Here is a 17,056-nt window from a genome sequence, read left to right on the forward strand (position 1 = left end):
GTGAAAGCTTGGAAACTATATGAGGATTTAAAGAAGGATTTTGAAATAAAGATCGGTCGAGAATTAAAAGAAGAAGAAAAGCAGCTCGTTCAATGGATGACCGAGCAGTATTTATTAGAATATGGAAAAAATCTTTTGAATAATTGATACGGTTTAATCACATCAATCCCATATTTAAACAGTCGCTTCCAGTAAGGAAGCGACTGTTTTTTACTCCATTTGACTATTATTCTCGTTTGGAGAAGTCTCATATGGAGGTTCACTAACCCGGCTTTTATCATCATGAGTATTGTGTGCGCCAGGAAATTGACGGGGCAAATTTGCATGAAGGTTGCGGTTTTCATAGGCAGAATTACTGTAGTACTGCTGTCCTTCCTTCCAAGGGGTATCCTTGTTTTCTACAGGAACCTTTTTTCCTTTAGCGGCACCAAAAGGACCTTCTGGAAATTCTTCAGAAGCAAGGAAATTCTGCTGAGTTTCCACATTGGCAAAGTCGGTGTATTTTTGATTTTTCTTAACCATTCAGATCAGCTCCATTTAAAATGAGACTTATCTTTAATGTGCCCTGATGCTCATAGGACATGTATAACTAATAAAAGTGCCCTTCTATTTGAGAAGGGCACATACTAAAATCAGGTTGTTTGAACAGGAATCTTTGTATGAAGAGGCGGTGTAATTAACCAGCCTTTTTCTTTATTTAATCGAAGGGCCCTGGCACCAGCTTGTGCTTTATTCATATGATATTGCCCAAAAAGCATAGCAATATCTTCTCTTGTACATTGACCAATAATCTGACTGCAAGCAATAAGGCCAGCAGCGATATTTGCTGATACCATTGCACTGATTTCTGGATCGTTAAAGCGGGCACCTACAGGAATCTCTTCGATATCAGCAACCGGACGCTCTGGAGGCGATGGAGGCAGAGCAATTCCATTAATTTTTAAAATTTCTTCGATTTCATTTACTTCTTGTTTAATCCCTTGGTTTAATTCTTCTAATAGCTGCCTAAGTTCTTTGTCACCTGTATGGTTGATATAAGTTTGGTAAGCAGCATGTGATCCTTTTGCAACAGCAAGGTATGTCCACATACCGAATATCTCTCCATAATGAAGAGGCTGTTTTTCTTGATTTCCTGATAAAATTCCCACAGATAGTATCCTCCTAAAAAGTTTTCTTGAATAGTTTATCTAAAGATTTCGTTGTTACTCTAATTTTATTTATTAAAGTAAAGGGAGACTTGCAATTATTTTACAATACATGTTTTAGATCATTTTAAAGTGGTATGTATCCTATGTAGATATAACATTTTAGTTAGGAGGAGGAGTGGACAATGGCGAATAATCAGAATAACAATCAAGGCAATATGAGCAGAGAAGAAGCAGGCAGTAAAGGCGGAAAAGAAACAGCGCGTAAATATGATCAGGAGCACTTTGAAGAGATTGGGCAAAAAGGCGGAGAAACTACAAGTGATGAGTATAGTCAGAAGCACTTTGAAGAAATAGGACAAAAAGGTGGAGAAACCACTAGTAAGAAGTACGGAGAAGAGCATTACGAAAAAATTGGACAAAAAGGCGGCCGCAATTCAGGAAACGGCTCTAACTCAAACCGAAATTCCTAATTTGCGACCGCAAAACAGAAAATGATTGGAAATTGAATACTTTGGTAAACAATTTCTCATTACAGTATAACGGAGGTGTTTTCTAATGGCAAATAAACAATATAAAACGGGTGAAAAAGCCCCTGAAAGTGGAAAATACAAAGTAGACAAGCTTGTGAATGGAAAGAACGCAGAAGATCAGACGGAAATTAATTTAAATGAAGGGGATCAATTCCCGCCTTCACCATCTGAAGGGGAAGCAGCATACTGGGTAAAATCGTCTTAAGTGGACAAAGCTTAAAGCAGGGGACAATGAGTTCCCGTTATGACATTAAAAGCGCGTGAAATTAAGATTATTACATTTAATTTCACACGCTTTTTTAATTTTTAGCACTTTTGGAAACACATAGTTTATTTTTCGACTAAATGAAATCCGATATATTCTAAAGCCGTTTGGATATTATGTACAGTTTTAACCCTTAATGATATAAATGAATGGTTGTTTACTTCTTGTCGAGCAAGAGCTGGAGTAATACCCGTCATGATGGTTTCGATGCCCATCAACTGAAGGGACTCCACGATTTCTATTAAGGATGGAGGGAACTCTTCATCTAGAATAATTAAACCAGACAGGTCAATAATAAAATAAGATAGCTGTTGGTCAGCTCCATATCGAAGGGCCTCAGATACTAATTTTTTTGACCGGAGCTCATCGATAATACCTTGTATTGAAAGAATAGAGACACCTTTCTTTAACGGGATAATGGGCACATTTAAAAAAGCCATATTATATTTCGTTTGATCGAGTTCAATAACATGTGAAAGAACTTCCGCCATTGATCTCAAATATTCAATATCATCCTTGTTAAATTCGCGTTCTTCACTATCCCCGACACATAGAGTTCCAAATACTTGGCCATTCATATCACGAAGTGTTACACCTAAGAAGCCCTTAATCTTCAGCTGGGGAGTTATTTCCATCTCTCGCGTTAATTCATTTTCCATAAGATTTATGGAGTTTACCGTACTATCGCTGTTTGAAAGGATCAATCGGCAATAGGATTTGCTATATTCAATGGTAAACCCTTCTGGTACAATTTCTTCTTTATTATTATAAGAGCTTAAGACAGTCATCTCATTGTCCCCGCGTTTAACTACATAGGCGGTTTGTACATTCAATCGCTTGCTGATGGAAGAAAACATTCTTTTAGAGGCCGCTTTCAGTGACCGAAAATCAGAAATACCTAAATTATATTGATCAGTCAAAAAGATCCCCCTTCCAAATATTATTCAAGTAAAATAATATTTTTTTTCATTTTAACATATATAAATTCTTATTATTAATTTAAATGCAGCGGATAGTCAATTATATAAGAAAGCTTGGTTTCGTTCAAAGAAAGGGATCGTAAGGGTTTTACACGTGTAAAAGCATAAGATGTGTTTAAATAGAATTAAAACCATTAGTATTTGGAGGATGTGTCAATGTCATGGAGTCAGCAATCAATTAAATCACAAAATAAAAGCAGAATACTACAGACCATTATTAGCGATTCCCCTATATCAAGAGCGTCTATTGCAAAAAAATTAAAAATAACTAAAGGTACAGTTTCATCCCTTGCCTCTGAACTTCTTGAAGAAGAAATAATAATTGAGTACGGACCTGGTTCTTCAAGTGGAGGGAGACGTCCGCTCATGCTATTATTTAATGAAAAAGCCGGTTTTTCCATAGGTATTGATCTTGGGGTGAACTACATATTAGCAACGCTTATAAATTTAAACGGGGAAGTCATTTATGAAAAAAAACAAACAATAACAGAACTAAATAAAGAAGTTATACTTACAGACGTCATTAAGATCATTAAGGAAACCATCTGCTCAGCACCACAATCTCCTTATGGGATGATCGGTATAGGCATAGGTGTTCCTGGTATTGTTAGTAATGAGGGAGTTATTCTGCTTGCTCCGAATTTAAAATGGGAACACGTGCCTTTAAAACAGATTCTCGAAGAGCAATTTAATGTACCGGTCTTTGTTGAGAATGAAGCGAATGCTGGAGCTTATGGTGAAAAAGGGTTCAGCTTGAAATATCCTGAAGCCGCAGACAATTTAGTCTATGTCAGTGCAGGTATGGGAATAGGCATTGGTATTATTATGAATGGGGTACTCTATAGAGGCAGAGATGGTTATGCTGGTGAAATGGGGCATATGAAAATTGATCTTAGGGGCAGGCAATGTTCATGCGGCAGTAAGGGTTGCTGGGAGATGTATGCATCTGAGAAAGCCCTCCAGCTGGAAGTTGATAATATGGGCATACTTTCAGAAGAGTTAAGTCTTGAGAAGATTAGAAAAGAAGCCGACACAAATAAAGAACTCCGAGAAGTATTTAAGAGGATCGGATTTTATCTAGGTGCAGGGATCAGCAATATTTTAAATACGTTTAATCCACAGGAAGTCGTCATCGGCAATCGTTTGGCTGAATATAAAGATTTATTAGAAGATGTAGTAATAGAATCAGTAAACCGTCACGCTTTAAGCTTTCAAACAGAGAATGTCACCATCAGGTTTTCAAATCTTACACCGTATTCAACAGCTCTGGGTGCTGGTTATTTTACGATAGAAAAATTTATAAATGAATTTTAAAAATTCCCCTTATCCGAATTACCTTGGATAAGGGGGAAATTATTTATGAAGAGCTCACCTCTTTGGAAAATTCATCAGTTTGACTCCACTGCCTCTCAAGCTGTTCTAAAGATTTACCTTTAGTTTCTGGAACGAACTTCCAGACAAATAAGGCAGAAAGGATGCTCATTAATCCATAAAACATATACGTAAGCCCACCGCTGAATTCCATCATGACCGGATAAGTGGAAGAAATAAAGTAGTTCGCTGCCCATTGAGCTGCCACAGCAACAGCGACAGCTTGTCCCCGAATCTTATTCGGAAAGATTTCAGAAATTAATACCCAGACGACCGGTCCCCATGACATCATAAACGAAGCTGTATAAATAATAATAAATATTAAAGTTCCTATCCCAATGGCATTAGAAAATGCCATTCCTGCAACACCAAACATTCCAATCGTCATACCGAGAGATCCTATAATCAGGAGCGGTTTTCTTCCAAACTTATCAACCGTCAAAATAGCTATTACTGTAAAAACAACATTTACGAGCCCCATAATAATGGTCTGAAACATTGAAGCATCGCGGGCTGCTCCCATACTTTCAAAAATCCTAGGCGCGTAGTAAAGCGCCACATTTATTCCGACAAACTGCTGAAATACGGACAGAAGAACCCCAATGACTATAATTGGAACTCCAAAGGAAAATAGTTTACCTTTTTTAGCATCAAATGAATGATTAATTTCCTGTAACGTTGCTTTTGCTCTTGATTCCTCATAAATCTTATTGAGAACTGTAAATGCTTTTTTATTCTTATTTTTAGAGACTAAATATCTTGGCGTCTCAGGGACAGCAAATAATAATAGCAGGAATAGGGCGGCAGGAATGGCTTCTGAAGCAAACATAAGCCTCCAGCCAATTTCGTTTACCCATTCCAGCGATTGACCTCTGGCAATTCCCCAATTAACAAAATAAACAACCAACATACCAAAAATGATGGCAAATTGATTTAAAGAAACTAGACGACCTCTAATATGGGCAGGGGCTATTTCGCCAATATACATAGGAGATACAGCCGATGCAAGCCCTACGCCAATTCCTCCTATAATGCGATAAAGATTAAAAGTAGTAAGTAAAGCGTAACTTGGACTATTTGATTCAAAAAATAGAAATTCAGGATATGCTGAACCGAGAGCAGAGATGAAAAATAAAATAGCAGCAAAAATCAATGTGTATTTTCTTCCGAACTTTGTAGAAAAAACTCCGGATAAAAGGCCGCCGATTATACATCCAATTAATGCGCTTGATACCGTAAGTCCATGAACTAAAGAGCTTAGCTTTAAGCTATCAGCGAAATAACTCTGCAATGAACCTTCTGCTCCTGAAATAACTGCCGTATCATAGCCGAACAACAGTCCTCCCAATGTGGCAACCAGAGTAATTAAAATGATATACATATTTTTTTTCATAATATTTGAAGTAACCGGATATTGTTACTTCCTCCTCCTCTCAAGAAATCGCTTTCAATAATCGTAGTATATCAACATTGACTTAGTTTGTATAGTGGACGAACTAAGTTTTTGTTATTGGTATAGACAACTATATATATTCATGGTAATTTACTTGTATGAAACGTTTTCAACAATAGATATTAAGGGTGGGTAAGTATATGTTAAATTTTCTTCAGCGTATCGGTAAGTCCCTGATGTTTCCGATCGCGACATTGCCGGCAGCTGCTTTGCTCGTACGTTTGGGCATGGAAGATATGCTGGATATACCTTTTGTTACTGCAGCAGGGAACGGAATATTAGAGAACCTTGCACTTATCTTTGCAATTGGTATAGCCATGGGGTTTGCAAAGGATGGAAGTGGTGCTGCGGCATTGGCAGGTGCAGTTGGTGTCCTCGTTCTTGAAGGCGGGATTGAAGCTATAGATAAAAACATAGAAATGGGGGTGTTTTCAGGTATTATTGCTGGTATTATCGGCGGCATGCTTTATAACAGATATCATGACGTTAAGTTCCCTGAATTTCTTTCGTTCTTCGGAGGGAAAAGGTTTGTACCGATCATTACATCACTTGTGATGGTCGCATTATCTTTTGTGTTTGGATATCTATGGGTTTACCCTCAAAACGTTCTTAACGCTACAGCAAACTGGATTTTAAATGCGGGTGAACTTGGAGTTGGAGTGTATGGAGTACTCAATCGTCTATTTATCCCGGTCGGTCTGCACCATGTGATGAATACACTAATCTGGTTTGATTTTGGTACATTTACAACAGCAGCAGGAGATGTATATAAAGGGGAAATTAATCGTTTTCTAAATGGCGATCCGGATGCGGGTTATTTCTTAGCTGGGTTTTTCCCGGTTATGATGTTTGGCCTGCCAGCAGCATGTCTGGCTATGTACGCTGCAGCGAAAAAACATCGGAAGGCCGCAGTGGGAGGTATGTTCTTTAGTATTGGGTTGACGGCCTTTTTAACAGGTGTAACCGAACCTATTGAATTCTCGTTTATGTTCCTATCACCTCTGCTTTATTTCATACATGCCCTGTTGACGGGGGTATCAATGATTGCTGCCTATATGCTGGATGTACGGCATGGTTTCGGATTTTCGGCAGGATTGATTGATTATCTCCTCAACTATGGAATTGCCCAAAATCCCCTAATGCTTATTATTATTGGTCTCCTATTATCTTTAGTTTATTTCTTCATATTCTACTTTCTCATTATAAAATTGGATTTGAAAACACCAGGACGAGAAGATGACGATATTGAAGGAAGTGGAGCCGAACAGCAGGAAGCAGGAAAAAGTGGAGGAGATGACGAAAAAGCTGGGGAGTATTTGAAAGCACTTGGTGGGCCGGAAAATATTAAAGCGCTCGATTACTGTACTACACGCCTGCGACTTGAAATGGTGGATCGTGAAAGAGTGGATGAGAATGCCCTCTCCCGGCTTGGATCGCGCGGAGTTGTTAAAATAGGGAAGCAAAACCTCCAGGTCATCATAGGAACCTCAGTAGAATTTATTGCAGAAGCTATGAAAAAGAAAATGAAGTAATCAGATTAAGTTTATAAAGATCATGTTCATTTAAAAGTCAGGAGGAGGAAAATGATGAGAACTATTGAAATAAAAAATATTAAGATTGCTGGAGAAGGAAAAACTCTTTCTTCTGGATCCCTCCTTGTTCAGGAGGGGAAAATCCAAGCTATATCTTCTGAACCTATTGGAGGAGCGGATCTCGTTATCGATGGAGCAGGGAAAAATTGGTCATTAGTTCCTGGGTTCATTGATGTTCATATCCACGGAGCCGGAGGTTATGATGTAATGGACGCTACCTCTGAAGCTTTAGAAGGTATTACTAAACAACTGCCCGCTGAAGGAACAACAAGTTTTCTTGCTACAACGATGACTCAGTCCAGCGAAAATATATCCTGTGCACTGAAAAATGCAGCTTCATTTATAGAGAAACAATATGAAGACGGAAGTGCTGAAGTGCTGGGTGTGCACTTAGAAGGCCCATTTATTGCAAAAAATAAAGCAGGAGCGCAGCCGTTAGAACATATTTCTTCTCCTTCGATCTCGCAATTTAATCTCTGGCAAAAGGAAAGTGGGGGCACGATTCGGCTGGTTACCCTTGCTCCTGAGGTGGAAGGCGGACTTGAACTGATTGAACATCTTACCAAATCAGGGGTTACTGCTTCAATCGGTCATAGTGAAGCAACATACATTCAGGTTGAGAAAGCCGTTGAGAAGGGAGCGCGTCACATCACTCACCTTTTTAATCAGATGAGCGGGCTTCACCATCGCGAACCAGGAGTCGTCGGTGCGGCCCTGCTGAACGATAAACTGAAGGTGGAGATGATTGTAGATTATGTCCATTCAAGACCGGAAGCCGTAAAGCTTGCTTATCAAAATACGCACGCCGCACGAACGATTCTTATTACGGATGCGATGCGAGCAAAGTGCCTGCCCGAGGGAACATATGATTTAGGAGGACAGCAGGTTGAAGTTCAGGGCAAAGAAGCCCGGCTAAAGGATGGTACACTGGCGGGAAGCATCCTGACCTTAGATGAAGCCGTTAGAAATATGAAATCGAACCTTAATCTGTCTCTTGAGGACATCGTAAAGATCACTTCTTCCAATGCAGCAGAGCAGTTAAATGTTATTGATCGTAAGGGATCGATTGCTGAAGGGAAAGACGCGGATCTTGTAATAATGGACGAAAATTTTGAAGTTATTATGACTCTTTGCCGGGGCGTGATGGCATATCAGCGGGAAGAGAAAATGACATGAACGTTATCCTCACAGAAAACTATCAGGAATTAAGTGAAAAAGCGGCGCAATTGATAGAAAAACAAGTACAGGCAGACCCTCAGTCTATTCTTGGATTAGCAACAGGCAGCACCCCCTTAGGGACATATCAGGAACTTATTAAAGGATATAAAACGCGGCACATCGATTATAGGGACATTCTTACATTAAATTTGGATGAATATGTGGGGTTGGACAAAAACAGCATCCAAAGCTACCATTTTTTTATGAAGCATAAGTTATTTAATAAAACAGGCAAATGCCCGTTTTTTTTCTTCTTTAAAGGAAGTCCCAAAACAGGCTGTGACTATGGGGATTGCCTCTATATTAAAAAGCAAGAAAATCATCCTATTAGCATCTGGTGAAAATAAAGCAGAAGCTATTAGTAGACTGTTGCGAGAACCAGTAACTGGAAACTTCCCTGCCTCTGCACTAAAACTTCATTCTAATGTTACTCTTATAGTAGATCAGCAGGCTTACAGGAAAGTAAATCTTGGAAAGGAGTAAATAAATGATTGATAAGAAATCACCGCTTCCGATGTATTATCAAATCGAAGAAAATATAAAGCAGCGCATTTCAAATGGAGATTACCAGCCTTCAGATATGATTCCTTCAGAACGTGAACTCTCGGATACTTATAAAGTCAGCCGCATGACTGTAAGACAAGCTATTAACAATATGGTAAATAAAGGGATCTTATTTAGGGAAAAGGGAAAAGGGACCTTTGTCTCTGCAAAAAAGATTGAGCAGCCGCTAAAAGGATTAACGAGTTTCACAGAAGATATGCAGGCACGTGGGATGAAACCGAGCAGCAAGTTAGTATCCTTCAATAAAATTGGAGCTTCTGCCGAACTGGCTCGAAAGTTTGAGAGAGAAGAGGGAGAACTTGTTTTTCAAATAAAGCGAATAAGGTATGCAGACGGAAAAACAATGGCCATTGAAAATTCGTATATACCTGTTGAGTTACTTCCTGATTTAACGGAGCAAGTAGTAAGCGGTTCCATCTATGATTACGTTGAAAAAACGCTAAAACAGTCCATTGGAAAAGCGAGCCAGTTTATTGAAGCGAGTATTGCTGAAGACAGCCAGTCAGCTATGCTTCAAATTCCCCCTGACTCTGCTATCTTAAATATCGAACGAAACACGTTCCTGGCTGATGGAACTCCTTTTGAAGTTGTCAATTCATCTTATAGAGCCGACCGTTATAAATTCATTAGTGACATCTATCGAGTTTGAAGGAGAATCAAATATGACTTATCTTTCTAAGGTTATTCGTCACCTTCAGGAGCTTGAAACTTCTAATACAAAGGAATTGGGGAGAAGAATTACAGAGCGGCTGATCAATGGCGGGATTATTCAGCTATTCGGCTGCGGCCATTCAAGTCTTCTCGCTCAGGAACCTTATTATAGAGCAGGAGGCCTTGTCCCTGTTAAACCGATTATTATTGAGCCGCTTATGCTGCACGAAGGGCCTGTTAGGTCGAGTGCCTATGAAAAAACCTCTCATTATGTAGAGAATTATTTAGAAGACGTAGATCTAAGAAAAGAAGATACATTAATTATAATTTCCACATCGGGACGAAATCCTGCACCGATTGATACCGCTCTCTGGGGTAAGAAAAAAGGGGCGTATGTTCTCGGGATTCTTTCTAAAGCTTACTCCATATCACAGCCTTCCAGACATTTGTCGGGGAAGAGGCTGGAAGATGTAGTGGATGACGTTATCGATACGAATATTCCTGTAGGAGATGCGATACTTGAAGAAGGATCTACAGGTCAGCCTTTTGCTCCCGCCTCGTCTGTTGCAGGGATCGCTTTACTCCAAAATCTGCTGGCTGAAGTAGTCACCTGTTATAAAGAGTTCGGAGAAGAACCTCCTATTTTTTGGAGTGGGAATCTGGATGGTGTAGAAGAACATAATAAACGGTTAATTGAAAAGTTTGAACACCGGATCAATTTTGAATAAACAAAGCCCTGTTTCTGATTAAACAGGGCTTTGTTTATATATTCTGCCTCATGGAAGAGACAAATCCGAGACGGCTTGAAACAAGCTTATTTACATTTTTCAATGTTTTAGTAATGGTTTCTTTGTTATTTCTCATACGCTCGGTAGGACCTGCTACACTGACTGCGGCTATGGCGCGGCCGGTATAGTTGAAAATTGGGACTGCTATGCAAGTCAAGCCAGCTTCGGCTTCTTCATCATCCATAGCATAGCCATTCTCCCTCACGCTAATTAATTCCTCTAAATACCTCTGTTTGTCGGTTATTGTTTTACCCGTAAATTTAGCCATTCCTTTTTCAACTAATATACGATTTATTTCTTCTGAGGGAAAAGTGGAGACGATTGCTTTGCCAAGCCCGGTGGAATGTATCGGTTTACGTGTGCCGAGGTCAGCTGTCGTTCGGACAGATTGATTAGCTTCCGCTTTGTATAAATACACAACTTCCCCTTTATCATAAACAGCTAAGAAGGCGGTTTCGTTTAAATCTGAAGCAAGCTGCCGCAAATGTGGCGTTGTAACATCCACCAAATTCCACTTCGTAAGGCTGGACATACCTACTTCGATGGCTTTCAATCCCACCTGATACTTTTCTGCAGCCTCGATTTGTTCAATAAACCCCTTGTTTTTAAGAGCTTCCATAATACGATGTGCAGTACTTTTTGCGATACCAAGTTCTTGAGAAATCTCAGCAAGACTCATTGGTTCTCTCTTTTCAGCAATCAGCTCCAGGATGGTTAGTGCCCTCTCAACAGCTGAATTTGATTGGGAAACACTTTCTTTATCTGTCATTTCATTCAGCTCCTCCTGCAAATAATGGAACGCTATTCCTGTATTTTAATGTTAAGAAAAAATATACACCAAGTCAAATTAATTATTTCGTTAGGAAAAATTGTTGAAATATTTAAAAACATTGTTACAATAAAATTATGGAACGTTATTCCGTTTAAAAACAAACGTTATTATTTTATGGGAAGGATGAGATTTATGGAAGTCAGATATGCAACGAACCCGAGAGATTTTAATCAGTATGACAATGAAAGAATCCGTGAAGATTTTTTAGTAGAAAATTTATTCGTGAGAGGCCGGCTCAATATGGTATATTCCCATTATGACCGTTTAATCGTAGGTGGAGCAATTCCTACGGATGCCCCTTTAAAGCTGGAAGATCCGGAAACTTTGAAAACAGAATTTTTTCTCGAAAGAAGAGAGATTGGAATTATTAATATTTCTGATCAGCCAGGAAAGGTTACAGTAGATGGAGAAGAATATGAGCTTAATAAAAGAGATTGTTTATATGTAGGAAAAGGAAAAGAAGATGTTACAATAGAAAGTGCAGATGCCTCAGAGCCTGCTTCATTTTACCTTGTTTCTGCAACCGCTCACAAATCTTATCCTGTACAGAAGATGGCGCGCGAAGAAACGGATGAAACCCATTTAGGTTCAGATGCAGAGTCAAACAACCGGGTGATTTGTAAATATATTCACGAAGACGGCTTAAAGAGCTGCCAACTAATGCTGGGCATGACGTTTTTAGCGCCAAACAATATGTGGAATACGATGCCGGCTCATGTACATGACCGCCGTATGGAAGCTTATCTATATTTTGATATGGATGAAAGCTCCAAGGTATTTCACTTTATGGGAGAACCAAATAATACAAGAAACCTTGTGGTGAGAAACCAGCAGGTCGTACTTTCCCCACCATGGTCCATTCATTCAGGGGTAGGGACAAGTAATTATACGTTCATTTGGGCAATGGCCGGGGAAAATTACACGTTTACTGACATGGATCATGTGGATATGGAAGATATGAAGTAATGATAAAGCCTCTTAATTGAGGCTTCATTTTTTTATGATCAGTGCATAAAGGAGAGTGTATCATGAAGGATATTATAACTATCGGAGATGCTATGATTGCATTTGAACCCGATTCTACCGGCCCCCTGAGATTTGCAAGCCAATTTCAAAAGAAGGTGGGCGGCGCAGAATTAAATGTGATGGTCGGCTGTTCACGTTTAGGGTTAAATACAGGCTGGATCAGCCGTTTAGGACATGATGAATTTGGCAGAGCCATCCGAAATTATGCCAGAGGAGAAGGGGTGGATGTATCTCAAGTGGAATTTGTCACAGGCCATCCAACCTCTGTGTACTTTAAAGAGATGATGGAAGACGGAAGTGTCCGCACATTGTATTATCGTGAAAAATCGCCTACACTCCCGATGAGAGCTGAAGACCTGGACGAAGATTATATTAAACAGGCAAAAATCCTTCACATTACAGGAATCTTTCCAGCGATTGATGAAAGTAATGTAGCGATCATTGAAAGAGCCATTTCCCTGGCGAAAAAACATGGAGTGAAAGTCTCTTTCGATCCGAATATCCGGTTGAAACTGTGGAGTAAGGAAGAGGCTAGAGATACTTTGGGCCGTATCCTTCCGAGTGTAGATATCCTGCTGGCAGGGGCCGATGAGATGGACATATTAATCGGAGAAAAAGATCCAGCAAAAATTATTGAGAAAACAAAAGAACTGGGTATCGAATATACGGCGATTAAGATGGGAAGTGAGGGATCTGTAGGATTCTTTGAAGGAAAAACGATAAATGCTCCGCCAGTTCCTTCGAAGAAAGTAGTGGATACAGTGGGTGCTGGTGACGGATTTAATGCCGGGTTTCTATATGGTTTTATTCAGAACTGGTCTATTGAAAAGACTTTGCATTTTGCTAATACAATTGGCTCTATGGTCGTCGGGGTAAAAGGTGATAATGAAGGCTTGCCGTATTATGAAGATGTGCAAATTCTCCTCGGAGAGAAAGAATTAATAGAGAGATAGAAAGGAAGTATTAGATGAACAAAATTCATACACTTCAGAAGCTGGAAAAAGAGAAACTCGTAGCAGTCATTCGAGGAGAGACAAGTGAAGAAGCACAAAAAATTTCAGAAGGCGCTTATGCCGGCGGAATTAAGATCATGGAGATTACTTATACAGTACCAAATGCCTCCCAATTAATTGAAAAACTTTCCGCAGATCAGGAGCGGGACTGGGTGATTGGTGCTGGGACTGTTCTGGACGAAGTTACCGCACGAATGGCCATCCTTGCCGGTGCTGAGTTTATTGTCGCTCCTAATTTTAATCTCGATGTCGCTAAGCTATGCAATCGATATCAAATCCCTTACATTCCTGGCTGTTACACTGTAAACGAAGTAGTACAAGCTATGGAAGCAGGAGCCGATATCATTAAAATATTCCCTGGAAACACAATCTCTCCTGCCGGAATAAAAGCTATTAAAGGACCTCTCCCACAGGCAAATATAATGCCATCAGGAGGAGTCAGCGCTGACAACTTAAACGAGTGGCTGGAAAAAGGAGCCGTAGCGGTAAGTATAGGAGGCAGCTTGTATAAAGAGAACTTTGAAGACATTAAAGCAGCAGCAGAAGAACTCGTTCAGAAATTATAAAAGTGTACCTGGCACCAGAATATTTACCACTGTGCCAGGTACACTTTTTGTCTTGTGATTTATAAACTATAAATCTAGTATCTTCCGGTAATATTAGGTAAGATAGAATTGACCAATTAAAGGAAGGGATGAATTTTCAATGACGAAAGAGAGTTTGTACAAAAAATCATATTTTGACCGGCTTCCAGAAATAGGAGATCTGGCACCGGAAGCCTTCAAAGCATTTGTGAATTTTGATCAAAAAGCAATGGCTCCCGGAAACTTGTCAGTTAAGTTAAAAGAAACTATTGCCATTGCTGTTGCTCATACTACCGGCTGCCCTTACTGTATTGAAGTTCACGTAAAGAACAGTAAAAATCAGGAAGTCTCTAAAGAAGAAATGTCAGAAAGTATATTAGTAGCAGCCGCTCTAAAAGCAGGGTCAGCTATTGCGCACGGTGTAAATGCTCTCAATACATATGATAATCATTCCGATACAGAACTATATAAACAACAATATTTTGATCGAATTAAAGAGTTTGCTGATCTTGCCGGGGAACCATTTAAGGGTTTTATCGACTTTGACACGAAAGCAATGAAGTCAGGAGCATTAACAGCAAAGGAAAAAGAACTGATTGCAGTCGCTGTCGCTCACACCACCGGCTGCCCGTATTGTATTGATATTCATACAAAAGGAGCAAAAAGTCAGGGAGCATCTAAAGAAGAAGTAGCAGAAAGTATTCTTGTGGCTACAGCATTAAAAGCCGGATCAGCAATCGCTCATTCGGTCAACGCCTTGAACGCATATGAAGATTAAAGTTTTCCCTTACTTGCCATAGGCAGGTAAGGGATTTTTATTTGTAAAGAGGAAAATTATTGGAAAAAAATTGGGAAATGGAGTGTAAATCACGATAATGTACATAAACTGTCCGTCGTATTGTGATGAAAGCGGATTCATTACAATCTTTTCATTGATAATATTAATAACGAAGGAGGGATCAAGTTGACGCTTAGCGAACGGAGCAGAATTATTCTTGATGAATTGGTCATTAACCCAAGGGTTACAAGTATGGACATAGAGAAGAAGCATTCATTAACCCGACGGCAGCTTGGCTATAGTTTCAATAAAATCAATCAATGGCTTATGAAAAAAAACCTTCCTGTTATTGAACGTACGAGACAAGGCCACTTCATTATTGACCAATCTGTCTTTACTGCTCTAAATACGGACCAGGCAGAAGTGATTCGAGAAGCTGATTTTCTGACGGAGGAACAACGTATCTATTTTATTTTAATGATGCTTATAAGCAGTGAAGAAGAGCTTTCCCTCCATCACTTTACAAGTCAGCTGAAAGTCAGCAAAAATACGGTGCTTAGTGACCTTAAAAAAGTCCAGATTTTCTTAAACGATTACGATCTTACTTTTCGATATACAAGAAAAGCCGGCTATGTACTGGAAGGCCAGGAATTTCAAATCCGCAAGCTGCTGATCAATGTCACCTATCACTTATCACAAATGGCAGGAGGCAGTTATTGGATTAAGAAGCTTGGGAATTTAAAGCAGAATCAGATTAATCAGTATGTAGGAAAAATAGAAAACGTAGAAAAGAAGCTGAACCTTAAGTTTACAGATGAGAAGATCAGCACCATGCCTTACATCTTTCTGCTGGTTTTAAGAAGAATTCATAGAGGCCGTCTCGTCGAATTCTCTTCGATTAAATACGAGGAGCTTTCTGATACGAAAGAATATTTAGCCACTGAGGAACTTTTTCAGGAAACGAAAGAGATTCCCGAGCAGGAGCGGCTGTTTATGACACTTCACCTGTTAACAGCCAACGTTTATTGGTCTGAGTATTTAGAGAATAATGATGCTGTTCCTAATTTGCTGCCAGCGGTCGACCAAATGGTCCGTCAGTTTGAAAGAAGTGCTTGTATTTACCTACAGGACAGAGAACAGCTTTTGAGTAAGCTCCTGCAGCATATCAAGCCAGCCTATTATCGAATTAAATATCAGCTTACAGAAGTGATTAACATGCAGGATTCGCTGAGTAAGGAATTTAAGGAACTACATCACTTGATTAAAAGGTCTTCAGGGCCGCTTGAAGAGTTAATTGGTCAGAAAATCCCTGAAAGTGAATTGACGTTTATTACTTTTCTAATTGGTGGATGGATGACTAGGCAAGGAGACAGCATTGACGAAAAAGTAAAAGCTATTGTTGTCTGCCCTCAAGGAGTGTCTGTATCTAGGCTGATGTTTAATGAATTGAGAGAGTTGTTTCCAGAGTTTATTTTCCTCGATTCATTATCCGTCCGTGATTATTTGAATTATAAGCTGGATTATAATCTCGTATTCTCTTCAACATCCTTAGATACAGAAAAAAGTTTATTCGTAACGAAACCTTATCTAAATAAGGAAGAAAAATATCGTTTGCGGAAGAAAGTGATGCTGCAGCTGCACGGCTATATGGTGGATGATATTCATGTACCGCAATTAATCGAGATTATAAAAAATCATTCCGTGATTAAGGATGAACGTGCATTAACGAAGGAGCTTGAAAATTATATCCATCGTGAGGAAGATTCCTCAGTAACTCAACAAGTGAACAAACAGCAAGCAAATTTGAATGAGCTGATCACTCCAAATCATATTACAATCCGCCATTCCATGACTTCATGGGAGAAGGCTGTTCAAGCAAGTGCCCGACCGCTGCTGGATAATGGACAAATCACACAAAGATATGTAGAAGCTATGATTCAGCAGGAAGAAAGGGACCCATATATTATTATCGGCAAAAACATGGCCATTCCTCATGCATCTCCTGATGAAGGGGTTAATGAAGTTGGTATGAGTCTTCTTCGGTTAAAAAAGGGTGTTTCCTTCAATGAAGATTACCGTATAAATTTAATTTTTGTAATTGCTGCAGTTGATAAGCAGCAGCACATTCATGCATTGATGCAGCTAATGAAAATAGCAGGTTCAGAAGAAGATCAAGAACGTTTAATCCAGGCTGGATCTGTATCTGAAATGCATGATATTCTATCCGCTTATTCCAGAGGATGAGCAATAGTCACAGACACAA

Annotated in this window: 18 protein-coding genes and 1 pseudogene; 14 read left to right on the forward strand and 5 right to left on the reverse strand. The window is 39.4% G+C overall.

Features of this window, described 5'->3' with window-relative positions; translation table 11 throughout:
* On the forward strand, positions 1–147 hold the full coding sequence (locus B7E06_RS21805; RefSeq protein ID WP_179134001.1) for a hypothetical protein: 147 nt from the start codon (positions 1–3) through the stop codon (positions 145–147).
* Positions 148–210: 63 nt separating this feature from the next.
* On the opposite strand, the gene B7E06_RS06650 is transcribed toward B7E06_RS21805, so the two are convergent.
* Together B7E06_RS06650 and B7E06_RS06655 are read right to left on the reverse strand one after the other, a co-directional pair.
* Entirely contained in the window at positions 211–522 is a 312-nt protein-coding gene (locus B7E06_RS06650) for a hypothetical protein (protein WP_082233231.1), read from the reverse strand.
* Positions 523–632: 110 nt separating this feature from the next.
* Positions 633–1,148: a DUF3231 family protein gene (locus B7E06_RS06655; RefSeq protein ID WP_082233232.1), complete on the reverse strand. Its 516-nt coding sequence runs from the start codon at positions 1,146–1,148 to the stop codon at positions 633–635.
* 182 nt (positions 1,149–1,330) lie between these two features.
* On the opposite strand from B7E06_RS06655, the gene B7E06_RS06660 reads away from it, so the two are divergent.
* Together B7E06_RS06660 and B7E06_RS06665 are read left to right on the forward strand one after the other, a co-directional pair.
* The gene (locus tag B7E06_RS06660; protein ID WP_082233233.1) at positions 1,331–1,618 is read left to right on the forward strand and encodes a general stress protein; all 288 of its coding nucleotides are present in this window, start codon (positions 1,331–1,333) and stop codon (positions 1,616–1,618) included.
* 85 nt (positions 1,619–1,703) lie between these two features.
* Entirely contained in the window at positions 1,704–1,883 is a 180-nt protein-coding gene (locus B7E06_RS06665; protein WP_082233234.1) for a YjzC family protein, read from the forward strand.
* 125 nt (positions 1,884–2,008) lie between these two features.
* Here the strand turns inward: B7E06_RS06665 and B7E06_RS06670 are convergent, their stop codons facing one another.
* On the reverse strand, positions 2,009–2,863 hold the full coding sequence (locus B7E06_RS06670; RefSeq protein WP_082233235.1) for a GAF domain-containing protein: 855 nt from the start codon (positions 2,861–2,863) through the stop codon (positions 2,009–2,011).
* Positions 2,864–3,079: 216 nt separating this feature from the next.
* Between B7E06_RS06670 and B7E06_RS06675 the strand changes: the two genes are divergently transcribed.
* Positions 3,080–4,237, forward strand: coding sequence for an ROK family protein (locus tag B7E06_RS06675; protein ID WP_082233236.1), 1,158 nt, complete (start codon positions 3,080–3,082; stop codon positions 4,235–4,237).
* Between the two features lie 43 nt (positions 4,238–4,280).
* Here the strand turns inward: B7E06_RS06675 and xylE are convergent, their stop codons facing one another.
* On the reverse strand, positions 4,281–5,687 hold the full coding sequence (gene xylE, locus B7E06_RS06680; protein WP_082233237.1) for a D-xylose transporter XylE: 1,407 nt from the start codon (positions 5,685–5,687) through the stop codon (positions 4,281–4,283).
* Positions 5,688–5,887: 200 nt separating this feature from the next.
* Here xylE and nagE point away from each other — a divergent pair, with 200 nt between their 5' ends.
* The 5 genes and pseudogenes from nagE (at position 5,888) to B7E06_RS06705 (ending at position 10,500) form a co-directional block, all read left to right on the forward strand.
* On the forward strand, positions 5,888–7,279 hold the full coding sequence (gene nagE / locus B7E06_RS06685; protein WP_082233238.1) for an N-acetylglucosamine-specific PTS transporter subunit IIBC: 1,392 nt from the start codon (positions 5,888–5,890) through the stop codon (positions 7,277–7,279).
* 51 nt (positions 7,280–7,330) lie between these two features.
* A complete protein-coding gene (nagA, locus tag B7E06_RS06690; protein WP_082233239.1) occupies positions 7,331–8,515 on the forward strand; it encodes an N-acetylglucosamine-6-phosphate deacetylase in 1,185 nt (394 codons plus the stop codon).
* Positions 8,512–9,040, forward strand: a pseudogene (locus tag B7E06_RS06695) (glucosamine-6-phosphate deaminase). The gene nagA and the pseudogene B7E06_RS06695 overlap by 4 nt, the downstream one beginning before the upstream one ends.
* 4 nt (positions 9,041–9,044) lie before the next feature.
* A complete protein-coding gene (gene phnF / locus B7E06_RS06700; protein WP_082233240.1) occupies positions 9,045–9,770 on the forward strand; it encodes a phosphonate metabolism transcriptional regulator PhnF in 726 nt (241 codons plus the stop codon).
* A gap of 13 nt (positions 9,771–9,783) precedes the next feature.
* Complete coding sequence (locus B7E06_RS06705; RefSeq protein ID WP_082233241.1) at positions 9,784–10,500, forward strand: sugar isomerase domain-containing protein; 717 nt, start codon at positions 9,784–9,786, stop codon at positions 10,498–10,500.
* Between the two features lie 34 nt (positions 10,501–10,534).
* Here the strand turns inward: B7E06_RS06705 and B7E06_RS06710 are convergent, their stop codons facing one another.
* Positions 10,535–11,329 (reverse strand): IclR family transcriptional regulator, encoded by a 795-nt coding sequence (locus tag B7E06_RS06710; RefSeq protein ID WP_082233242.1) that lies wholly within the window; start codon positions 11,327–11,329, stop codon positions 10,535–10,537.
* 195 nt (positions 11,330–11,524) lie between these two features.
* Here B7E06_RS06710 and kduI point away from each other — a divergent pair, with 195 nt between their 5' ends.
* The 5 genes from kduI to B7E06_RS06735 all read left to right on the forward strand — a co-directional run bounded on the left by kduI (position 11,525) and on the right by B7E06_RS06735 (position 17,037).
* Positions 11,525–12,358, forward strand: a complete 834-nt coding sequence (gene kduI / locus B7E06_RS06715) for a 5-dehydro-4-deoxy-D-glucuronate isomerase (RefSeq protein WP_082233243.1) — start codon at positions 11,525–11,527, stop codon at positions 12,356–12,358.
* A gap of 62 nt (positions 12,359–12,420) precedes the next feature.
* The gene (locus B7E06_RS06720; protein WP_082233244.1) at positions 12,421–13,371 is read left to right on the forward strand and encodes a sugar kinase; all 951 of its coding nucleotides are present in this window, start codon (positions 12,421–12,423) and stop codon (positions 13,369–13,371) included.
* A gap of 14 nt (positions 13,372–13,385) precedes the next feature.
* Positions 13,386–13,997, forward strand: a complete 612-nt coding sequence (locus B7E06_RS06725) for a bifunctional 2-keto-4-hydroxyglutarate aldolase/2-keto-3-deoxy-6-phosphogluconate aldolase (RefSeq protein WP_082233245.1) — start codon at positions 13,386–13,388, stop codon at positions 13,995–13,997.
* Between the two features lie 139 nt (positions 13,998–14,136).
* Positions 14,137–14,793 (forward strand): carboxymuconolactone decarboxylase family protein, encoded by a 657-nt coding sequence (locus tag B7E06_RS06730; RefSeq protein WP_082233246.1) that lies wholly within the window; start codon positions 14,137–14,139, stop codon positions 14,791–14,793.
* A gap of 186 nt (positions 14,794–14,979) precedes the next feature.
* Positions 14,980–17,037, forward strand: coding sequence for a BglG family transcription antiterminator (locus tag B7E06_RS06735; protein WP_082233247.1), 2,058 nt, complete (start codon positions 14,980–14,982; stop codon positions 17,035–17,037).
* The last annotated feature ends 19 nt before the right edge of the window (positions 17,038–17,056 follow it).

It is taken from the genome of Halobacillus massiliensis, assembly GCF_900166625.1.
Classification (GTDB): domain Bacteria; phylum Bacillota; class Bacilli; order Bacillales; family Halobacillaceae; genus Halobacillus_A; species Halobacillus_A massiliensis.

Bases quoted from the DNA above. Each gene is read 5' to 3' on its own strand.
- B7E06_RS06650 (WP_082233231.1), bottom strand. From the start codon at position 522: ATGGTTAAGAAAAATCAAAAATACACCGACTTTGCCAATGTGGAAACT.
- B7E06_RS06660 (WP_082233233.1), top strand. From the start codon at position 1,331: ATGGCGAATAATCAGAATAACAATCAAGGCAATATGAGCAGAGAAGAA.
- B7E06_RS06665 (WP_082233234.1), top strand. From the start codon at position 1,704: ATGGCAAATAAACAATATAAAACGGGTGAAAAAGCCCCTGAAAGTGGA.
- B7E06_RS06675 (WP_082233236.1), top strand. From the start codon at position 3,080: ATGTCATGGAGTCAGCAATCAATTAAATCACAAAATAAAAGCAGAATA.
- xylE (WP_082233237.1), bottom strand. From the start codon at position 5,687: ATGAAAAAAAATATGTATATCATTTTAATTACTCTGGTTGCCACATTG.
- nagE (WP_082233238.1), top strand. From the start codon at position 5,888: ATGTTAAATTTTCTTCAGCGTATCGGTAAGTCCCTGATGTTTCCGATC.
- nagA (WP_082233239.1), top strand. From the start codon at position 7,331: ATGATGAGAACTATTGAAATAAAAAATATTAAGATTGCTGGAGAAGGA.
- phnF (WP_082233240.1), top strand. From the start codon at position 9,045: ATGATTGATAAGAAATCACCGCTTCCGATGTATTATCAAATCGAAGAA.
- B7E06_RS06705 (WP_082233241.1), top strand. From the start codon at position 9,784: ATGACTTATCTTTCTAAGGTTATTCGTCACCTTCAGGAGCTTGAAACT.
- B7E06_RS06710 (WP_082233242.1), bottom strand. From the start codon at position 11,329: ATGACAGATAAAGAAAGTGTTTCCCAATCAAATTCAGCTGTTGAGAGG.
- kduI (WP_082233243.1), top strand. From the start codon at position 11,525: ATGGAAGTCAGATATGCAACGAACCCGAGAGATTTTAATCAGTATGAC.
- B7E06_RS06720 (WP_082233244.1), top strand. From the start codon at position 12,421: ATGAAGGATATTATAACTATCGGAGATGCTATGATTGCATTTGAACCC.
- B7E06_RS06725 (WP_082233245.1), top strand. From the start codon at position 13,386: ATGAACAAAATTCATACACTTCAGAAGCTGGAAAAAGAGAAACTCGTA.
- B7E06_RS06730 (WP_082233246.1), top strand. From the start codon at position 14,137: ATGACGAAAGAGAGTTTGTACAAAAAATCATATTTTGACCGGCTTCCA.